Annotated in this window: 13 protein-coding genes and 1 pseudogene; 12 read left to right on the top strand and 2 right to left on the bottom strand. The window is 42.9% G+C overall.

The genetic code is table 11. The annotated features are described in order from the left end of the window. Positions 1-40: 40 nt before the first annotated feature. The gene (locus AC0YN7_RS22625) at positions 41-5293 is read left to right on the top strand and encodes a DUF4838 domain-containing protein (protein ID WP_475812301.1); all 5253 of its coding nucleotides are present in this window, start codon (positions 41-43) and stop codon (positions 5291-5293) included. Positions 5294-5478: 185 nt separating this feature from the next. On the opposite strand, the pseudogene AC0YN7_RS22620 reads toward AC0YN7_RS22625, so the two are convergent. Beyond that, positions 5479-5649 (bottom strand): annotated as a pseudogene (locus tag AC0YN7_RS22620) (butanediol dehydrogenase); the annotation flags it as partial. Positions 5650-5669: 20 nt separating this feature from the next. On the opposite strand from AC0YN7_RS22620, the gene AC0YN7_RS22615 reads away from it, so the two are divergent. Continuing rightward, complete coding sequence (locus AC0YN7_RS22615) at positions 5670-5750, top strand: hypothetical protein (protein WP_475812430.1); 81 nt, start codon at positions 5670-5672, stop codon at positions 5748-5750. 162 nt (positions 5751-5912) lie between these two features. Here AC0YN7_RS22615 and AC0YN7_RS22610 read toward each other — a convergent pair whose 3' ends face one another. Further along, positions 5913-6455, bottom strand: a complete 543-nt coding sequence (locus AC0YN7_RS22610; protein WP_475812300.1) for a pyridoxamine 5'-phosphate oxidase family protein — start codon at positions 6453-6455, stop codon at positions 5913-5915. 327 nt (positions 6456-6782) lie between these two features. Here AC0YN7_RS22610 and AC0YN7_RS22605 point away from each other — a divergent pair, with 327 nt between their 5' ends. From AC0YN7_RS22605 to AC0YN7_RS22560, 10 genes are all read left to right on the top strand, one after another. Further along, the gene (locus AC0YN7_RS22605; RefSeq protein ID WP_475812299.1) at positions 6783-7436 is read left to right on the top strand and encodes a M48 family metallopeptidase; all 654 of its coding nucleotides are present in this window, start codon (positions 6783-6785) and stop codon (positions 7434-7436) included. Between the two features lie 177 nt (positions 7437-7613). Next, positions 7614-8924, top strand: coding sequence for a DEAD/DEAH box helicase (locus AC0YN7_RS22600; protein ID WP_475812298.1), 1311 nt, complete (start codon positions 7614-7616; stop codon positions 8922-8924). A 409-nt stretch (positions 8925-9333) separates the two neighbouring features. After that, positions 9334-11079 carry a sensor histidine kinase gene (locus AC0YN7_RS22595; RefSeq protein WP_475812297.1) on the top strand — a complete coding sequence of 582 codons (1746 nt, stop codon included), beginning with the start codon at positions 9334-9336 and terminating at the stop codon, positions 11077-11079. A gap of 1 nt (position 11080) precedes the next feature. Then, the gene (locus AC0YN7_RS22590) at positions 11081-12463 is read left to right on the top strand and encodes a response regulator transcription factor (RefSeq protein WP_475812296.1); all 1383 of its coding nucleotides are present in this window, start codon (positions 11081-11083) and stop codon (positions 12461-12463) included. Between the two features lie 67 nt (positions 12464-12530). Beyond that, on the top strand, positions 12531-14219 hold the full coding sequence (locus tag AC0YN7_RS22585) for an extracellular solute-binding protein (RefSeq protein ID WP_475812295.1): 1689 nt from the start codon (positions 12531-12533) through the stop codon (positions 14217-14219). Positions 14220-14418: 199 nt separating this feature from the next. After that, positions 14419-15471 carry a phosphotriesterase family protein gene (locus AC0YN7_RS22580; protein WP_475812429.1) on the top strand — a complete coding sequence of 351 codons (1053 nt, stop codon included), beginning with the start codon at positions 14419-14421 and terminating at the stop codon, positions 15469-15471. Beyond that, the gene (locus AC0YN7_RS22575; protein WP_475812294.1) at positions 15468-16367 is read left to right on the top strand and encodes an ABC transporter permease; all 900 of its coding nucleotides are present in this window, start codon (positions 15468-15470) and stop codon (positions 16365-16367) included. Before AC0YN7_RS22580 ends, AC0YN7_RS22575 begins: the two co-directional genes overlap by 4 nt. Positions 16368-16450: 83 nt before the next feature. Beyond that, positions 16451-17335 (top strand): carbohydrate ABC transporter permease, encoded by an 885-nt coding sequence (locus AC0YN7_RS22570; RefSeq protein WP_475812293.1) that lies wholly within the window; start codon positions 16451-16453, stop codon positions 17333-17335. Positions 17336-17342: 7 nt separating this feature from the next. Next, a complete protein-coding gene (locus AC0YN7_RS22565; protein ID WP_475812292.1) occupies positions 17343-19370 on the top strand; it encodes a hypothetical protein in 2028 nt (675 codons plus the stop codon). A gap of 105 nt (positions 19371-19475) precedes the next feature. Next, positions 19476-20801 (top strand): S-layer homology domain-containing protein (locus tag AC0YN7_RS22560; protein ID WP_475812291.1); only part of this gene is annotated, 1326 nt, incomplete at its 3' end.

The following is a 20801-nucleotide window of genomic DNA, read 5'->3' as shown; positions in this document are numbered from 1 at the left end:
TGAAATGAATTTAATAATTATTAATGGAGGCGCTTTCATTATGAATGGTGTTAAGGCAAAGAGTGGCTTATTCGTATTAAGGCGATACACGACGATTTTTACAATGCTATGTTTACTGTTTTCTACGTTTAATACAGCGTTTGCTGGAGATGTTACCTCTCAAAAGGAATCGGTTGAATTTACAGATATTGCTGGCCACTGGGCTGAACGTCAGCTCAGCGAGTGGGTGGACAATGGTCTGATTCAAGGATTTCCAGATAGAACCTTGCGGCCGGATCAAGTCATTACGAGGGCTGAAATGGCTGCGCTGGTCAATCGAGTTTTCGGATTCACGGAAGCGGAGCCTGATTGGCATGCAGCTGACCTAGCGGTTACGAACTGGGCTTACCTCGACATGTCAGCTGCTGTGAAAGCGGGTTATTTGGAAGGATACGGTGACGGTACAGTTGGAGTGAAGCGCTGGGTTTCTCGGCAAGAGGCTGCGGTTGTGATCACTAGACTGCTCTCGTCTGATCTGGCTCCAAATGAAGAAGCGGCAGAGGCCTTCACGGATGCTGATCAGATGGCTGGCTGGAGTAAAGGGGCGATAGGTACGGCTGCAGCAGGCGAGCTGTTATTGGGTTACAAGGACGGCAGCTTTAAGCCCAAGAATGGGGTTACGCGAGCAGAAATTGTCGTGCTGTTGGACCGGGTTCTATCCGGAAGGGGCTTGTCCTATAGCAAGGCAGGGACGTATGGTCCGAACAAAGGAACGACAACCGTGAAAGGGAATGTCAGCATCAATGTTCCTGGTGTCACCCTGCAAAACATGGTCATTAAGGGCAATCTGCTTATAGAAGAAGGCGTTGGAGAAGGAGACGTCAAGCTGAAGAACGTTACTGTGAAAGGAAAGACGATACTTAATGGAGGAGGAGAGCATAGCGTCTATTTCATAGATACCGTATTGAACATCGTTCAGGTCGACAAAAAAACAGGAACAATTCGTATCGTCATGGAAGGATCATCAACGATCACTGAGTTGATTCTGCAATCCCAATCCATAATTGAAACGGATCTCGTTAATTCGTCAGGGCAGGGCATTGGCGTTGTAACACTTGCGGACGTACTGCCGATTGGATCGAAGATGATTTTGAAAGGGAGCTTCAAGAAAGTGGAAGTTGAGTCGGTAGGCTCTGAGATATTAGTTGGTGGGGGAGTAATTACTGAATTTATCATTTCCGATCAAGCAAGCGGAACAAAGCTTACGCTAGATACAAATTCGAAGATCATCTCTCTGTTTCTGAATGAAATCATTAAAGTACTTGGACAAGGAGAAATCAGCAAAGTGATATATGGTAAAAAGGGGAAAGGAAGTACATTCGAACGGATGCCAAAACAAGCAGAGGAATTAGATGGCTCTAATCCAGTTACTGGCGGTTCGTCGACACCAACAGCGACACCAACAGCGACACCAACAGCGACACCAACAGCGACACCAACAGCGACGCCAACAGCGACACCAACAGCGACGCCAACAGCGACACCAACAGCGACACCAACAGCGACGCCAACAGCAACACCAGAACCAACACCAGAACCAACACCAGAACCAACACCAGAACCAACACCAGAACCAACACCAACACCAACACCAACAGTGACGCCAACAGCATTCATTGTTAAAGAGGGTATTCATAATGCGGACATAATTGTCAGTCAGCTCGCTAGCAAGATGGAGATGCTTGCGGCCGAAGAACTTCAGAGCACGATCAAAATGGTTAGTGGTGCCGAGCTTCCTGTCTATAAAGGGCAAATTGATGGTAATTTAGTAAGCGCGCAGCTGTGGGAAGACGTCCTCGATATTAATAAAAGTGGTACTTTTCCAATTCATATCTCGCTTATTAATAACAGTAACCATGCTGTCCAAATCAGTATGAGGCAGACGGACAACGGACCGATTACAGTGAATACAATGAATGGAATTGTTTTAGGAGTGAAACAAGGGCAAAACATCGATAGTACGATATCAGTTCCAGTCACAATTACGGAAGGAACTCATTTGGTTTCCCTAGAGATAAGCTATGACGATGTACCGTTCACTATATTAACCTTGACGGTAAATCTAGATCGTAACTTGATCAAAAATGGAGGATTCGAAAAAGCTAGTGCAAGTGGAAATACTCCTGAGGACTGGATTGTGCCTTCAGGTGCGCGAGACAATCAAGTGGCCCGCAGTGGTATGAGTTCCCTCAGAATTGATCTAGGTGAGTACGAGTATATTAACGCAACAACGAATCAACGGCTCATTCTAGAAAGAGGACGGGAGTATGTGCTGAGAGCTTGGGTAAAGGGTAGTGCTCCTTCGGGCCAAAAGATTGTAACGCAATTTATGGAAATGAAGAATGATGGGGGATACCAAGATGGTTCGGGGCAACAGGTCTCTGATGTGACCGATCAATGGACATTGGTGGAGTTGAAATACACACCTAAACAAACAGCTGCATTTGATTATAACTGGATATACTTCTATGCCATAGCGGGAACAGACCAGCTGTGGATCGACGATGTTACATTAATGGAAACAGGCGAAGAACCAGAACCGTCTCAGAATCTGATTACTAATCCCGGTTTTGAAACAGCCACGGCGAATGGTGAGCTTCCTGTTGGCTGGAATGTGCCGTCGGGTGTGAGGGACAATCAGATCGCGCGTAGTGGCACAAGTTCTCTTCGAATCGATCTCGGAGAGAGAGAATACATTTATGCGGTCACAGATCAGCGGATTAAGCTCCAAGCGGGCCAAGAATATACTCTGCAGGCGTGGGTGAAGGGCAGTGCTGCTAGTGGGCAAAAGGTCATTGGGCAATTCATGGAGATGGGGAATGACTGGACGAATAGTCCTGGTACGCAGCAGATTTTATTCGATGTGACAGACCAATGGTCCATGGTGGAAATGAAATATACGCCCGATGCGACAAAGCAGTTAGACTATGTCTGGATATACTTCTATATCATTGTGGGAACAGATAAGCTGTGGATCGATGACGTTTCACTTACGCTAACTGAGAACAAACCACTAAACACAGACAGTTTCCTTGATGTAAATAGTTCCCCATTGGAACTGCGGACTTCTGTTTTGTCGCCTGAGGCTCGCGCATTGAGTTTGGAAAGTGGAATAGAAGCAGAGCGATATCAGATCATATTGGGAACTCCGGACACGATTCCAGGTCTAGCAAGCCAATTTGGGGATGACATTGCTTATTTACAGAATTCTGACGGATTTGCTATTAGAAAAGTAGGAAACCAAATTTATATTATTGGAACGGAAGATAAAGGTGTATTGAACGGTGTTTATGATTTCTTGGAAGAAAATGCTAGAGTATTATGGACCCGATCTAGTACTACAGACATTGGTACACTATATGACGAACTAGATACCATTAAGGCCGAAAAGATTAATTATCGCGAAAAGTCTCCGTTTCAATTGCGTGGGTGGAATCTAACTGGTTATGGTGCAAATGGTGAATATCACGAGGATCCTGGTACGGAAGCAATGATGGCCAGAAATAAAATGAATGCCAAGATGGCGGAATTTGAGAATCAAGCTCTTTGGGAAAGACATGAACGTGTAGGCGTAAAGTCATTTACACTCGGACATAATCTGGGGTACTGGCTGCCGAATGAACTGTATTTCTCAGATCATCCGGATTACTACAACATGGATGTAGCAGGGGAAAAGTATATTCCTGTCGCGGATGATACGCAAATTAACTTTTATCATCCCGATGTTCCTGGAGTGATTGCGGGACGAGTCAAACAATTTTTAGTTGATAATCCAATTGAATATGTTGGAATTGGTATCAATGATACTCATTATTTTGAACAAGGGATTCTGAGCCGCACTCCGTTCACAACAGAAGATCATATCGTTATTCAGCCTAATGAAGCAGATTATAAATCAACTGTTTTCTATTCATTCTTGAACAAAATTGCGGCCGAAGTGAAAGTAACGAATCCGAATGTAAAAATCGTGACGTTCGCCTACTTTTTCGCTGATGTTCCGCCAAGAGTTGAGCTGGAGGATAATATTGTTGTTGTTCTTGCGCCGCTCACTGGAGATGATAGAGTCCCTTTCAATACCAGTGATGTTAATAACTCAAACTACAATCACAGACTTAAATTATTGACATGGTTGGAGAAAACGAAAAATCTGGTCATGTATAATTACTACGGGTCTTTTCTCTCCAATACTTATGAGAGACCGATTGCTGAGAAAGTGCAAGCGGATATGCAATATTACAGTGAACTGGGAATAACAGGTGTAATGCCAGAAGGTGTTATTGACGCGAGAATTCCGAATTGGTCCATTAATGCTCTGCAATTTTGGTTATTCCAAAAGCTAATGTGGAACCCGGATGCTGATATTGAACAATTGAAATCGGATTATATCAGGAAAGCCTATGGCGCAGCAGCAGATTCGATGAGAACGTATTATGACCTTATTGAACAGGGATGGAATATGTATGATGATCCAATCGGCTACAATACAAGTACGAATACGTACATTGGGAAGTATATCATCAAAGCAGGAATCAAGGATGCTGCTCAGCAGGCATTGAATCAGGCATGGGCATTGGCAGACGATAAAGAGAAGGCGAGAATCGCACCGATCAAAACAACCTTTGAAAAGATGGTTCTTGAGATTACTGAACTTCCTTATCTGGAGGCTCATGCAGTGAAGACAACTACTGCCAAAGAGGATATTATAAGTGTCACAGATTTTAGTCAAGGTCCATGGGCAGCAGCTACACCAATCACGGAGTTTTATGTGATGAGCTCAAAAAATCCTGCACCAGTGCAGACGAAGGTACGCTTATTATGGGATAATAAGAATCTGTATGTAGGCTATGAAAACTTCGATGATAACATTTCGAATATCGTGGCTAGTGACGTTGGTCCAAACGAATGGTGGACGGGCGGACCGGATGATGATAATGAAACGTTTATTACAGGACATCCTGCTGCTGCGAGCTATTATGTATTTTTTAACAACTCGAAAGCAATGAAGCTCGAATATAGCGGCCCTACGCCGAATAGCGGGTATAGCGGAGAATGGGAAGCATACACTTCGGTAGGAACGGACCGTTGGATGACGATTCAGGTTATTCCATTTGCCAGCATCAATGTTGATCTTTCAATAACTAAGACGTTGCAAGGCTACTTCTTTAGAACCTATCATAAAACTGGATTTTATGGCTGGGGTGCTGGATCGGTGTGGAGTTCATCGGACTTCCACCCAATTCTACTCGAAGAATAAATGATTTAAACAGTTAGTATAAGATTTTTTACGAGGAAGCTCTCCAATTTTATCAGGCAAACGATGAGTTTGTTTATGATAAAAGAGGGGAGCTTTTTTGCAAGGAACGCTTCCAGAAAAAAAGCGACCGCTCCCCGGTTGAATACCGAGAAGCAATCGCCGTTTAACCCTCTGTTTATGAGCTGTTATTCAGCTTTTACAAGAATCTTCACATGATTTTTTTCTTTCAAGAGAGCTTCAAAGCCTTCTTCAACAACTTCATCAAGCTTAATCCGTTTTGTTATAAGCTTCTCAGCGGAGAAATACCCTTGAGTCATCAAGCTGATAACGGCAGGAAATACGTTGCGATAACCTAGAGGAAATTGCAGCTGTCGTAATGTTCGCGGCAAGTCCGGAAAATTCGTTCATGACGGGAGCTACATTAGTAGCCGACGGAGGGATGACAGCCGAGTTATAAATTGAAATTCCCTCACCCAAGGTAACATCACTCAACTTTACCTTGGGAGGGAATTTCATATTTTGGATACTCTTTCGTATGGTTAGGTAAGCAGAGATAGCGATTGCTGCTGAAGAGTTGAATCGGCGTAGCGTGGATCGTAATGGTATCTTTTCGTTAAATTTATCGTCCGATATTCATGCCCGTTCTATACATTTTTTCTGCCTCAATAGGACTTTCTTTTGCAGTCATGTGGTGCGGAATTATCCGGCAAACTTGAACCGGCCCACCGAATACAGCCGACCTATACTTTTCCACATGCTGCTTGGGCAAGGGCCGGTTATAATAGCCAGGTACATACTTATTGATCATTTCCTGAAGTACATGGGTGGCTTCATCCAAATCTGTAATCGGCTCTGCTTGTCCAAATATCATTACGCTCATATAAGCTGTATCCGTTTTGGCAGGTACCGGATCCGTAATGGTTCCGTATTCCTCACATACTGTAAAACATACCTCTGGATTTTCACTCATGACCTGATTACGTCTTCCATCTCCAGCCCCGTGAAAATAGAGTTTCCCCTCATTCCATACATAATTAAGCGGTACAACATAGGGCAGGTTCCCATCAACCAACCCAAGATATCCAATTCTCGCTTGGTGAAGGAAACTTTCGATTTTCTCTTGATCCTGGCATTCCCTGATCTTGTAACGAACCGAATCCATTTCAAAATCTCTCCTTTCACTTATAAGATATTCATCCCACTCCAATGGCTTAACTCCGATACTCATCTAGAGTGCAGCAACGGCGAGATCGCAAATACCAGCGTTATTACGGTAGTATATCAACGAATGGAATGTGTTTGAACATCCAAAGTTCACGATTATAAGCAATCCATAATTACCTTCCCGTGAACTCGCTCAAAGAACATCAAGAAGTGGATAGCTTCTAAAATTAGTGATATGGTTATTTAAAACAGGGGTTGGAGTAAATCATGTCATCCCCCTGATTTTATGAGATTTGGAAATAACCTTTTAGAGACGATGGTGATTATGAAAATTGAGTTTGAAAATACGACAATAGAATGTAATGTTCAATATGGAAACGGAAAGAAGATATCCATTCAAGTAGACTCTGTTGGTTTCGTAACCGTTAAAGTTCCTAATCATACAAGTGAAGAGATTATTAGGCGAGCTGTAGAACATCATGGAAAAAGGATACTTGAGAAGCAACAACACATTGCCAAGGCTCGAGAAATGCCTAAGTCTAGAGAGTATCAAGACGAAGGGAAGTTCCTTCATCTGGGGAAAGAGTATTTTCTGCATGAGTTAATAGAGACAAGAGAGTTAGATGAAGAGGAACTTAAAAGGGATCTCAAGAAGTTCTATTTCGCAAGTTGTAAGAAGATTATAGGTGAACGAATAAAAATATATCAATCACAACTGAAAGTAAAGCCCAAAACTGTTGAGGTGGAGGAGTCTAGAACCAAGTGGGGAAGCTGCAGCTCAAGTAAAAAGCTAACCTTTAATTATCGTCTGGCAATGGCTCCAATTGAAGTGATTGATTATGTGATCATCCATGAACTATGTCATCTGACTCATATGAATCATGACCGATCATTTTGGAGACTTGTGGGAAGTATTATGCCGGATTATAAGGAAAAAGAAGAGTATTTGGCGAGGCATGGGCATTTTATGACGCTTTAAGGATTGCTTTTTCATAAGTCTACGAAAGAAGCGGGTTAACCATCGCTTCTTTTTTGTGCTCAAGTGTGTTAACCTTACTTGTTATGACATAAAGAGACGTTTTGTGGAGACGTTACAAGTAATGTTAAAAATGACTTGTTAAAAAATATAGATTAAGCTGTAACTTAAGGAGCAAATATGACATTTAATGACTTGAATCTTATACCCCAAATTTTAAAAGCTTTAGAAAAAGAAAACTACAATACGCCAACTCCGATTCAGGAACAGTCCATACCGGCTGTATTAGAAGGCAGAGATTTACTGGGGTGCGCACAGACTGGAACAGGAAAGACAGCGGCATTTTCTTTACCGTTGATCCAACTATTAAGTGAAGACAAAATTAAACCTAATACTGGGCGCCGTATTCGTTCGTTAATTTTAACACCGACAAGAGAGCTTGCTCTTCAGATTTATGAAAACATCCAAGCGTATAGTCAATTTACCCAAATCACTTGTTCCGCTATCATTGGCGGCGTTTCACAGAAGGCTCAGGAGCGGGCGCTTAATCAGGGTGCAGACATTATTATTGCAACACCGGGCAGACTTATCGACTTAGTGAATCAGAAGCGCATTGATCTCCAACATATCAAAATACTCGTACTAGATGAAGCAGACAGAATGCTCGATATGGGCTTCATTCATGATGTGAAGAGGATCATTTCGAAAATGCCTAGCAAGAAGCAGACTCTTTTCTTCTCGGCAACGATGCCACCGGAAATATCCAAAATGGTAAAATCGCTGCTGAATAATCCTGTTAGAGTTAATATCATACCGGTAACGACTTCTGTGGATCGAATTCAGCAATCTATCTATTTCATTGCAAGTGAAAATAAGCAAAAGCAATTAAATATTCTATTACAAGATGAGACCATTGCCTCGGCACTGGTGTTCACCCGAACAAAACATGGCGCTGACCGCGTTGTAAAAGAATTGACTAAAGTGAAAATTTCAGCTGAGGCCATTCATGGCAACAAATCTCAGAATGCCCGTCAGCTTGCATTAAGCAATTTCAAGAGCGGCGTTACGCGCGTGTTGGTAGCGACAGATATTGCAGCAAGAGGAATTGATATCGATGAGCTTTCTCATGTAATTAACTTCAATCTTCCTAATATTCCAGAAACGTATGTTCACCGAATTGGCCGTACAGGCAGAGCTGGACTGAGCGGTACTGCGATCTCTTTGTGTGAAGTTGATGAAATTCCATACCTTAAGGTTATTGAGAAATTGATCGGCAAGACGATCCCAGAAGTAAAAGAACATGCTTTTCCGATGAAGGTTGGAGCGGCACCATCAAAGGTTGTACAATCATCGAAACCTTCAGCCGCAAGAGCAGCAAATTCAAAACCTGCAGCTTCATCAAAACCGGCGAAGCCAAGAGTAAACCCTTCACGCAAACCAAAACCAAAATCGGAGTGGTTTAGCAAGGGCCGTCAAGCAGGCAGAAGTTAGTAAGTAGATGCTTTCATGAATTTAGCACACTCTAACTAATGCAAGCAAAGCAACGCATGTTCCCTCATAGGGGGCATGTTGAGGCGGTAGTGTCCATACATCGTGTTGATAAATAACGGGAAAGCCTAACCTTTTATCAACTTCTATTTAATAAAGAAACCGGATGAGCTCATGCTGATAAGCATGAGCTTTATTTTATTTCTGAGTAACTACTCTTCTAATGACGATGTACTTATGAATTTGATATTGATTCTAGGTAGGAAGTACTTTACGCTTACCTATATTAAACTTAGGTTTTTTTGAATTACAAGAATTACATTAAACTTTGTCTTAACATTATTGAAGAAGCTATGCGCATCCTTGTAAAAGGATGACGAAGTCGTTTTAACTTGAAGGAGGGATAAATGAAGTGTGGTCAAAGCTTAGGTTTGGCAATATGCCTATTTTTCCGAAATTGATGGTTACATTTCTAATTATCGTAACGCCATTATTCACATTAAGTCTGATATTAAATGAGCTAGGCAAGCAGGAAGTGAAAAGTCAAATATCTAATTCTATCTCGACAACAATCCACTATTATTTTTCTAGCTTGGAAAAGGAACTGGAGAGAATTATTCTGACACAGAAGACTTTCATTAACGATGAGAATCTGATGAAGCTCAGCAATATTAATTCGAGTTTGTCTGATTATCAGAGAACAAAAGCTATCGTTGATTTAACAGAAAAGCTGATTGCTTTAAAGGAATCCAGCAGCTACATAAAAGATATCACCATCTATATTGAATCGATTGGGGGTGTGGTGTCTACTTCCAGTGTAGCTAATACTCCTGGTATAAAAGATGAGATGGAAGCTATAACACTTGCAACCTATTCGAGCGGCGTGCCAATAACAGCATGGAAAGATCGGCTATTCCTCAATTTAACTTACCCCACGAATTTATTAGATAAAGAAAAAGGTAGAAAATCTCCTGTTTTTATTCAGAATATCGAATTATCTAAGGAAGCACTGATAAAAGCGCTGGAATCTTTCCCTCAAGAAGGGGGAGCGCTATTGTTCAATGACAATTTAAGCATCTCCAATAAGCAATACCCGGAAGCTTTAGCACTAATTAAGCAGCATGTTGAAAATAGCGATGTATCCTCTTTTTCTACCGAACAAGTGAAGGTAGGTAAAGTAGACTTTATCGTTGTTATCGATAAATCAACCTTTTTAGATACAAAGCTCGTCTTTTATTTTCCTGAGAACCTTCTCATTGGCCAGCTTAAGGCATATGGCATCTGGTTTTGGCTGCTTGTGGGATGTTCACTTATTATCGTCATTCTGTTTTCCTATGGTATTTACCAAGTAATTCAACGGCCACTCCAATTGCTCGTACGGCGGTTTAGAAATGTGGAGGAGGGCAATTTCAATACTATCCTGTTGTCATCGCGCACAGATGAATTTGGCTATCTTTTTAATCGTTTTGATCAAACAGTCAAGCGTTTGAAGACCTTGATTGATGAGCTTTATGTGCAGAAAATCAGGTTGCAGCAATCGGAGCTGAAGCAGCTGCAAATGCAGATTACCCCACATTTTCTGTACAATAGCTTCTATATTTTGCATCGTTTAATTAAACATGATGACAATCGTACAGCCGAAATGGTGTCCAAAAATTTGGGTGATTATTTTCAATTCATTACGAGAAATGGGCAGGAGGAAGCTTCGCTAATAGACGAAGTAAACCATGTTCGATCCTATGTGGAAATTCAAAATATACGCTTTTCAAACCGGATTGATGTGGAGTTTGAGGAACTACCATTGGAATTTCAGGATATAAAAATCCCGAGGTTGATCTTACAGCCGTTGGTTGAAAATGTTTATGAGCATGGGCTTAGCGAAACAATCGCAGGAGGAAAATTAACAATCCATTTTGAGAGTCTGGATGGTAGATTGTATTTTGTAGTAGAGGATAATGGAGTAGGGATGTCTGAACAGGAGCTTGTAGAGCTATCCCGTCAGTTGGCCTTTCAGGAAGAGGGGGAGACGACGGGACTCGTAAATATTCAGCGTCGTTTAAAGCTGAAATATGGTGAACAAGGCGGGCTTGAAGTGATGCAAGGAACCAACAAGGGTTTAATTGTTCAAATTTATATTCCAACATGCAAAGGAGACTAATATGTATAGGGTACTTATTGTTGATGACGAGCCGTTTATTGTGAATAATATTAATCTGCTAATTACGGAGGCAGAACATTTGGATTTAGAAGCATACCGGGCATATAACGTTTATGAAGCAATAGATTGCCTTGCCCATAATCGGATCGATGTTGTAATCTCGGATATCCGTATGCCGGGGATGAGCGGTATTGAACTGCATGAACGCATTATGCAGAGCTGGCCGATGTGCAAAGTTATATTTCTGACAGGTTTCAATGAGTTCGATTATGCCTTCAATGCGATTCGCATGGGTGGCGTAGTTGATTATGTGCTTAAAACTGAAGATGACCATGTCCTGCTCGCTGCGTTAAAAAAAGCAATTGATGAACTGGACAAGGTGGAAGATCGGATCAATCATGACATCCAAGCTAGAACGAAGCTGCAATTGGCACTTGCCGCATTTCAGAAGAGTACCTTATTCGAACTGATGGCAGAACCATTGCTCCCTATAAAAGAACGAGAGCGCAAGCTACTTGAATCCGATATTTCTTTACGTTCAGACAAGCCGGTGTTCGTTGTAGTTGGGAGTATGGAAGGTTGGGATGGGGAGATAAGTGAATCTGATCGGATGTTGTTTCTCTATGCATGCCAAAATATTGCCGAGGAATATTTAGCGCCCTCTTGCATACAAATATCGGTCGTGTTTGATTCCAACAAGCTCGTTTGGCTTATTCAACCGATAGCGTTTTTGTCAGCCGAGCAGTCTGAAGGGGACCAGGAGCAGCGTGCCTGGCAGCATTTAAAAACGAGGGTTTACTCCATTATGGAATCTGTTCAGCAATCCTGCATACAACTGCTTAAACATCCTTTTTCGTTTGTAATTGGGAAAGAGCCCAGCAGTTGGGATCACATGGGGGCACAGTTTGAACATTTGAAAAATTTGCTAAGGCAATACGCTGGTAAAGGTCAGGAAATGCTAATCCAAGATTCGGACAAGCTGTCATCTCCTTATGAGTCTGTAAGGGGAGAGCAAACGGAACGGCTAATTCATTTCATACATCAGTATGTCACAACAAATCTGGATAGTGATTTGAGCTTAACTGCGTTGGCCACCTTGGTCCATCATAGCCCAACCTATCTGTCCCGTTTGTACAGGCGGACGACTGGAACGATGTTGTCGGATTATATTACGAATGAGCGGATGAAGAAAGCAAAAGATCTACTGCAGGATACCACAATGAAGATTCAGGAGATTGCTGTCGCATCAGGCTATGAGGCTCCGTCTCAGTTTAATCGTTCGTTCAAGCGCATTTTTCAAATGACTCCGCAGGAGTATCGGGAGGGCTTTTTGATAGAGAGAGAACTAAAGAGGACAGCAAATGCAAAGAAAGGCAAGGATTGATGATAGTTCGCGTGAAAGCGTTATTTTATAATTGGAAATGTAAGAAATAAGTTTAGGGGGCTGAGATATGTTGGGTAAGGCTACAAAATTTATACTGCTATCTATTGTGGTATGTGCACTCGTTTTGGCAGCTGCTTGCAGCAGTAAAGGCAATGAAGAGAGTACAAACGGAGTAACGAAGCCATCAGACGATGGAGCAAAGGATACTGGAACAAAGCAAGAAGTGGCCAACTATGACCCACTTGGAAAAATTGATCCACCGATTGAAGTAACAGCAATTCGATCTGTAAATTCAAATTTGAAATTTGAAAACGGGGAAACCATAGAAGACAACGCTTGGATAAAGCTGTACGAAAATGAGTTCGGCATTAAAATCAAATATTTATGGGTTTCTGATCCTTCCCAATATGAGCAAAAGTTCAATATAGCAATGGCATCAAGCAAATTGGCTGATATTATGCCTGTCAATGGCATTCAGTTCAATCAGTTGGTCGAGGCAGATCAATTGGCTGATTTGACAGATGTTCTGGAGCAGTATGGGACGCCTAAAATGAAAGAGCTTTTAATGAAAGACGGAGGACTGGGTATAAAATCAGCGACATTTGATGGAAAGCTGCTGGGGCTGCCGGTCAATCCAGGTTCATTCGACACAGCACCGCTTTTGTGGGTACGTATGGATTGGCTAGAAAAGTTGGGGCTTCCTGAACCCAAAACAATGGAGGATGTATTCAAGATTGCGGAAGCATTCGTTACGCAAGATCCGGATGGCAATAATAAAAAGGATACTCATGGGCTGGGTGCAGCAAAAGATTTTTACGGTCTGGAGCCGGGGCTTGAAGGGTTCTTTAATGGTTATCACGCCTATCCAAAAAGCTGGGTAGAGGATGATTCCGGGCAGCTTGTTTACGGAAGTATTCAACCCGAGATGAAGCAGGCGCTTGCCAAGCTGCAAGAAATGTATGCCAATGGTCATATTGACCGGGAATTTGGCGTGAAGGATAAAGAAAAGTTTATTCAAACCGTAAATGCAGGGAAATTAGGGATGTTTTATGGGGCAGACTGGTCTCCACTCCTGTTTCTCGATGGCAAGAGCTTGGATGAAAAGATGGAGTGGAAGCCATTCCATCTGCCATCTATCGACAGTACACCGGCGCAGCCGCAAACTGTATATAATGTGAATCAATATTACGTGGTTCGAAAAGGCATGAAAAATCCTGAAGCGGTTGTGAAGCTGCTTAACGCTGCAAGCCATGAATGGGATCGGAACAAGTATCCGCTTACCGATATGAACCGCAATGGGGATGTAGATAAATGGCAATATGCTTTATTACAAGCAGCCAATCCGATTCAAAATGTGGAGACCTATGAAGATGTATCCAAAGCAGTAGAAAAGCAGGATGAATCCTTGCTTAATTTAACGAGTAATCCAGGGCAGGCGAGCTTCTACAAAGGCATCAATGATTTCAACAAAGGGGATATGAGCGGCTGGGGCTTTACGAGGTTCTTTGACGCGATAACAATCTTGTATGACTATCACAAGAAGGATCAATTCAATATGACGGAATTTATATCCGGGCCAACACCTGCAATGGTGGAGAAAGAAGCTACATTGTTAAAAATGGAGTTGGAAGCGTTCACAAAAATCGTAATGGGCGAATCTTCTATTGATACTTTCGATGAGTTTGTAGTCAATTGGAAAAGTCTTGGCGGTGACACAATTACGGAAGAAGTAGCGAAATGGAAAGCCAGCAAGTAAGCAATAAGGATAGATTAGAATTTCTTTCAAAATATAAGGAAGTATAAGTTTCACTCAATACGCATCTTATATTTCTCGGAATGAAACGTACTGCGCCGTCAAAGGATGGCGACAGCCGTTTCACCTTGAGGAGGCAAGTCTAGTATGGGATCTGCTTCCTTGAGGAAAGATCGGTTAGGGGATGAGTCAGTTGTCAATTATGACGGTAACGGGCATGGTGAGCAAGGATAGCCTAGGCATCGTTCTGCCTCATGAGCATGCTTTTATTGATCTCAGAAAATTAGTGCCTGCTCCGATAGGGATTTCGCAACAGAAGCTTGCTGGCGAACAAGTGAATATACGCAATCTCGGAAAGCTGATGCGCAATCCGTATGCGGTTTTAGATAATGCGGTCATTGATGATGAGGATGTAATTCGGGATGAGCTGTTGAAATTTAAGAAAGCCGGGGGAAAGACGTTTGTCGACCTCACACTTAGGGATATCGGAAGAGATCCTATTTTATTAGCGGGCTTGGCTAGGGAACTGGATTTAAATATTATAGCAGGCTGCGGCTACTATGTGCGCGGATCTCATCCACCTGATATGGATGCTAAGACGGTGGATAGCATTGCGGAAGAATTATTGTATGAAATTCAAGTTGGTATAGATGGAACCACCATTAAAGCTGGTGTAATAGGAGAAATTGGTACTAGCGAGGTCATTGATCCGAATGAAAGAAAGGCGCTGCTTGCTGCTGCGATTGTGCAAAAGGAGACGGGGCTGGGCTTGCATGTGCATACGGATTTGTATAGTACAAATGGCTATGAAATTGTTGACCTACTTACCCGGCAGGGGGCTGCTGCTGAAAAAATATGTATTAACCATATCGATGTGGATATCCGGATGGCGTATATTAAAGATTTGTTAAATCTTGGCGTGTATGTTGAATTCGATAATTTTGGCAAGGAATTTTATGCGGATAAACGGGATCGAAGTGTGCTTAGAGGGATGTTCGCCAGAGATATTGAGCGGGTCATGGCTATTAAACAACTAATTGATTGGGGATTTATTTCTCAAATATTAATTTCCACTGATGTCTGCCTAAAAACCTGTTTGCATCATTACGGTGGTTGGGGGTATGACCATATGATTACCAATATTATTCCGATGATGGAGGATGCCGGTATAACACCAGAGCAAATTAAGACGCTTATGTGTGACAACCCAGCTGCCTTTATGGATGATGGAACGATGGGATATGTAGAAACATGAATATTCAGAAGCTGAAACGGCAGTATCCTCTTCATCTCATGTTGATTCCGGCTATTATTGTACTGCTCATTTATTGCTATTATCCAATGGTAGGGATCGTTATTGCCTTTCAAAAATTTATACCAGTCAAAGGGTTATTCGGTTCAGATTGGATTGGCTTCGGTAATTTCCGTTATGTCATGAAGATGCCTGATATTGAGCAGGTGCTGTTTAACACCGTTTATATTGCGTCTATGAAAATCTTGCTTGGTCTTATTGTACCGATCATCATTGCCATACTGTTAAATGAATTGAAAAATATGTTTATCAAACGAGGGGTTCAGACCTTAATCTATTTGCCACATTTTTTGTCCTGGGTAATTTTGGGAGGTATACTGATTGATCTTTTATCTCCCTCTGAAGGAATTGTGAATCAAATTTTTCAGGCAGTCGGAATGGACACTGTTTTCTTCCTTGGAAGTAATAAGTGGTTTCCATTTGTCCTGATCCTATCCGATGTATGGAAGGAATTTGGCTTCAGTACGATTGTATTTCTGGCAGCCATTACGGGTATCAATCCCGCTTTGTATGAAGCAGCCGTTGTTGATGGAGCAAACCACATTAGGCAAGTATGGCATGTGACAATTCCTGGTATGGTGCCGATTATTGTACTCATGGCGACACTCAGCCTAGGCAATGTTCTAAATGCGGGATTCGATCAAGTTTTTAATTTATATAGCCCTAGCGTTTATCAGAGCGGTGATATTCTTGATACATTGATCTATCGTATCGGACTGCTTGATGCTCAATTTGGGGTGGCTACGGCAATTGGCTTATTTAAGTCGCTGGTATCATTTATTCTAATTGCTCTATCTTACTTCTTAGCTTATCGGTTAGTAAATTATCGTATTTTTTGAATGCCTATATTTCACCGTGAAACGAGCTTATACCGCCAGAGGACGGCGACAGCCGTTTACACTTGATGAAAGGAAGGGTTGATATGCTACGCCAAGCTTCTTTCGGCAGAAAAGTGTTTGCAGTAGGAAACTATCTCTTCCTTATTTCACTTTCGCTGCTATGCCTGCTTCCTTTAATTCAAATGCTGGCGATTTCTTTTAGCTCCAGTTCGGCAGCATCCGCGGGTCTGGTTAATTTATTACCGGTTGATTTCACGTTGTCTTCTTATAAATATATCATGCAAAAAAAAGAGTTTATTCATTCTTTTTTAATTACACTGCAGCGGTTCGGGCTCGGATTTGTCATTAGTATGGGGCTCTCTATCTTGTCTGCCTATCCATTATCCAAGGAGAAGAAAGATTTGGATGGTCGCAGTTTCTACGCGTGGTTTTTTGTTTTCACTATTTTGTTCAGTGGTGGACTTATTCCAACTTACATGGTTGTAAGCAAGACCGGGCTAATCGACACGATATGGGCGCTTGTTATACCGAGCGCGGTTTCCGTATTCAATATTATTTTATTGCTTAACTTTTTTCGGGGATTGCCGCGAGAAGTGGAAGAGTCCGCTTTTATGGATGGGGCGGGACACTGGACGGTGCTATGCCGCATGTATATCCCGATGTCGTTGCCGGTACTAGCAACAATCGCCTTATTTACAATGGTTTTTCATTGGAATTCATGGTTTGACGGTTTAATCTATATGAATTTTCCTGAAAATTATCCGCTATCAACGTATTTGCAATTGATGGTCATTAACAGCAATCCTATGAAGACGGATCCTAGCAATTTGAGCGGGATATTGGAGATTTCCGAGAGAACGACACGTTCGGCTCAAATATTTCTAGGTGCTCTACCGATCTTGATTGTATATCCGTTTTTACAGCGTTTTTTTGTAAAGGGAATTGTACTTGGCAGTGTGAAAGGATGAGAGTGTAATGAGCGTCAATTATGAGCGTTGGATTTGGATTGAACTGATTGGCTTCGACAATCAGCAGCCAGATTATGCTGTTGGAGCCTATCTTGACAATGCGGGATTTATACCAGACAGCATTTCCTTTTTGTTTTATACACCTGATTTTGTACATGGACATAGGGGGATGGAGGCAGAACGGGAATTGCCTATGGAGATCTGTTCGTACGGAGCTCGCCCACACAGCAAAGATCGCAGCAGGCAGCAATGGACGAATTACGAGCTGCGCAATTTGGTTCGTGAGTTTCAAAAGTATGGCATTGAAGTATACTGCGCCTTTTTCGATATTTTTCAATTCGATGGGGAGGATGGCAGTGACGAGCTGCGTAAAAGCGCGTGGTGTGGCGCTCATCCTGAGTTGTACGAAATGCGCAAGACGGGCGAGCCATTCCCGGGAATTAATCCGCTTAGGCGTATGAAGGATGGCAGCCTGTATGAAGACAAATTTGTATCCGAGCTAGTTCAGGTGCTGCAGGACTACGGATTCGACGGCTACCATGGCGCTGATGGTTATACGAGTCCAAGGCTGTCTCTAGCGGAAAGTGATTATTCCGATGACATGGTGGAGCAATTTATGCACTGGAGCAGTGTGGAATTGCCGGAAATGCTGCATGCGTCTTGTGATGGCAAACGGGATGAAATGGTACAGCGAGCAGATTGGATCTGGAATAACAAGCGGATGGAATGGGTGCAATTCCACAGCGGCAGATGGGCGCAGCTCTGGCATAAAATTATGGCCGCGATACGCAAAATCGGGAAAAAAGCATATGTGAATACCGCCTGGACAAGAGAGCCGTTTGAAGCGCTATATCGTTACGGCGTAGATTACAAGTTGCTGGCTGATACAGGGATTGATGGATTTATCGTTGAGACTGTCGGTGCGTCCCTCTCAGCAGGTGCCGGGGAAACTGAATATGAACCGGGTTCTGAATTTATGACCATGCTTATGATGATTAAAGCCTATGTGCCGGATACGAAGCTGATTTGTTTAAATGCGCTCCATGATACTCATGAGCAATGGGATGCGATCAGTCATGCTCCGACAGTACTAGAGCGGGATATTCATTCCTTAACGAATATGTACCTGGTCGGAGGTAACGAAGTAAGGCGCTGCGCAGCAGGTTTTATGGCTTGTCTTGGGGATTGCATCAGCCGAGAGAACTGGAAGTGGATTACTGCGCGCTGGAATTTAGGGTTTGATGCGCAGCCGGAACGCATAGCGGGAGCCGCAGTAGTTTGGTCGGATGCGATGCTGCAGCCATCTATGCAGGAATATATTGATTATCGCAATTGGCCTGTTCATAAGTATACGAATGAGCTGCTGCTGCGGGGGGCGCCGATACATGCAGCAATTCGAATAAAAGATATCCCTAACTATAACAGCTCAATACTTGTAACTAATCTGCATCTGATGCCAGATGAAGAATTGCAAACCGTACTCGCTTATCGGGGAGGGGCTGCAATTCTGGTCGGGCGGATGACGGAGCGGATAGCTATGTCCTTAGAGCACCTTGGTATTCAAAGTGGACGTAGTGAACACAAGTATTTTTGTGTAATTCGTGCTGCTGGAAACGAAGCTGGCGACATTTATTTTATGGAAGCTGAATCTCAAGGCTTAAATGGGCTAACACAAGAGCAAGGTGTAATTAACGATGAGATTATTTGGTGGGAAAGCCTGCACTTCCATCCTATGGCTGAGTCGTTTATTAGCCGCATAGTGGAGGATCTGATCGAAGTTACCGAGGCGCCAAAAATTTTAAAAAATAAATCCTACATTCGCGTTGCTGCATTTGAAGTCACTCCGCGACGTTACCGCCTCATCTTGACGAATTTACACGTGAATTATAAATCCGCACATATCCATATGGGCAGCTCCATACAGCAGATTGATGTCTTGACTGAGTTTCCTGGTGTCCCCGTCAAGCCGCGTGAATCTCAGTTTAGTTTGTATGTACCCGGACGTGGCGCTGTAATAGTAGATGTTAGCTTGTAAAACCGTATGACATTAGGAAGCAAGAGGAGGTGATGTCACCAGAATGGCATTTGCCAGGTAGCGCATAAAAGGAATATTTGAAAAATATGAAAAGGAGCTGGTGTCATGAGTACAAACAACAGGAACAGGACCAAACGAAATCGTTTCTTGTCTTTGGCTGTCATTGCTTGCATGCTGCTTATGCTGTTTCCGCCAATAAAGGCTGAGGCAGCAAATGAGGGTGTGAAAGCTCCGCAAGTCACATCGGATATCTCACAGCATTGGGCATCTGATGTTATGCAATCGTGGATTGAAAGCGGTTTATTAAAAGGATTTGACGATCGTACGTATCGTCCGGACAGTTCCGTTACACGTGCCGAATTCGCTGCTTTCATCAACCGGGTATTTAATTTCCCTGATATTCTAGACGTCGGCAGCTCATTCTCGGATGTGGCAAATAGTGCTTGGTATGTACATGATGTCGGCAAATTGAGTGCGTTTAAAATTATTAACGGTACTGGCAATGGAAAGTTCTCACCTGACACCATGATTTCTCGCCAGGATGCCGCTGTTATCATTGCGCGTGCCTTTAAAGTAAGCTCAGGCTCTACTGCAATTGAAGCATTCACTGATGCAAAAGACATTGCTGCGTATGCTGCGGCCGAAGTGGCAGCCTTGCAGGCAAAGAGATATTTGAAAGGCAATGGAAACAATCTGTTCAACCCGCACAAAAACATTACCCGGGCTGAAGTTGTGCAAATGATTCAGAATGTGATGGGAACGTTGGTGAACCAGCCCGGTAATTATAATGAAGATGTTACCGGCAACCTTGTCGTCAACAGTGCAAATGTCCAATTAAAAAATATGACGATAAAAGGTGATTTGTATCTTACACAAGGCGTAAATGACGGTGAAGTACTGCTTGAGTCCGTCACTGTATTAGGCTCAGTATACATTCTTGGCGGTGGAAGCAAAGGAATTACGCTGCTTGACTCTACGGTGGCAGGATCAGTAAGTGTAGATAAATGGAATGGTCAAATTAAAATTGCGGTTGGTGAAGGAACCAAAATTCAAGATTTGCATATGAACGCGAGCGGCCTGGTTGATTTGGCGGCATCTGCCAAAGTCGCCGTAATGACATTCAACGCGCCTGCTACGGTGACAGGAGATGGAACAATTAATCTGGCCATATTCAATGTGTCAGGCACTCAATTGAATAAGTGGCCGAATAAAGTAAGCTTTGCTGCGAAGGTTACAGCTACTATCAATAAAGTGCTAGTGGACAAAGATTCTCGCAGCCAGCCGGCTGTTACTGTACCTGGCAGCAATCCTGAACCAAGCCCAAGCCCAAGCCCAAGCCCAAGCCCAAGCCCAAGCCCAAGCCCAAGCCCAAGCCCAAGCCCAAGCCCAAGCCCAAGCCCAAGCCCAAGCCCAAGCCCAAGCCCAAGCCCA

This window comes from Paenibacillus sp. J31R122 (assembly GCF_056269185.1).
This window is presented reverse-complemented; position numbering and strand designations above follow the sequence as displayed.

Excerpts from the sequence above, each read along its gene's own strand:
- AC0YN7_RS22575 (WP_475812294.1), top strand. The coding sequence starts at position 15,468 with ATGAATATTCAGAAGCTGAAACGGCAGTATCCTCTTCATCTCATGTTG.
- AC0YN7_RS22570 (WP_475812293.1), top strand. The coding sequence starts at position 16,451 with ATGCTACGCCAAGCTTCTTTCGGCAGAAAAGTGTTTGCAGTAGGAAAC.
- AC0YN7_RS22600 (WP_475812298.1), top strand. The coding sequence starts at position 7,614 with ATGACATTTAATGACTTGAATCTTATACCCCAAATTTTAAAAGCTTTA.
- AC0YN7_RS22625 (WP_475812301.1), top strand. The coding sequence starts at position 41 with ATGAATGGTGTTAAGGCAAAGAGTGGCTTATTCGTATTAAGGCGATAC.
- AC0YN7_RS22605 (WP_475812299.1), top strand. The coding sequence starts at position 6,783 with ATGAAAATTGAGTTTGAAAATACGACAATAGAATGTAATGTTCAATAT.
- AC0YN7_RS22615 (WP_475812430.1), top strand. The coding sequence starts at position 5,670 with ATGTTCGCGGCAAGTCCGGAAAATTCGTTCATGACGGGAGCTACATTA.
- AC0YN7_RS22590 (WP_475812296.1), top strand. The coding sequence starts at position 11,081 with ATGTATAGGGTACTTATTGTTGATGACGAGCCGTTTATTGTGAATAAT.
- AC0YN7_RS22585 (WP_475812295.1), top strand. The coding sequence starts at position 12,531 with ATGTTGGGTAAGGCTACAAAATTTATACTGCTATCTATTGTGGTATGT.
- AC0YN7_RS22580 (WP_475812429.1), top strand. The coding sequence starts at position 14,419 with ATGACGGTAACGGGCATGGTGAGCAAGGATAGCCTAGGCATCGTTCTG.
- AC0YN7_RS22610 (WP_475812300.1), bottom strand. The coding sequence starts at position 6,455 with ATGGATTCGGTTCGTTACAAGATCAGGGAATGCCAGGATCAAGAGAAA.
- AC0YN7_RS22565 (WP_475812292.1), top strand. The coding sequence starts at position 17,343 with ATGAGCGTCAATTATGAGCGTTGGATTTGGATTGAACTGATTGGCTTC.